Source organism: Clostridium sp. DFI.1.208, from assembly GCF_024463855.1.
GTDB lineage: Bacteria > Bacillota_I > Bacilli_A > Erysipelotrichales > Erysipelotrichaceae > Clostridium_AQ.
Genome location: NZ_JANGCA010000334.1, coordinates 1 through 255, shown reverse-complemented (window position 1 = coordinate 255; position 255 = coordinate 1). Strand labels below are relative to the sequence as shown.

The following is a 255-nucleotide window of genomic DNA, read 5'->3' as shown; positions in this document are numbered from 1 at the left end:
CTTCAATTTTCTCAATCGGCATTACACCATATTCTGGAGTAAGATCATTAGGCAGGTCTGCAGTAAATGTGGCTCTACCATCTTCGCCGGTTACCACCGTTTCAATTTTTTCACCGGCTTTTACGATTACATCGCCGTCATAGTTGTACACGTCTCTGTTTGCATATAGCGTGATTTCAGCGCCGACTAGCAGCTGTTGGTCATCTGCGTCCTTTTTGACAGCCTGTACTTCAACTTTCTGACGTTCATTTTCAT

Annotated in this window: 1 protein-coding gene; it reads right to left on the bottom strand. The window is 43.9% G+C overall.

Annotation, left to right across the window (positions count from 1 at the left end; translation table 11 throughout):
• The coding region (locus NE665_RS24575) for a SpaA isopeptide-forming pilin-related protein (RefSeq protein WP_256302790.1) at positions 1–255 on the bottom strand (255 nt) is incomplete at both ends.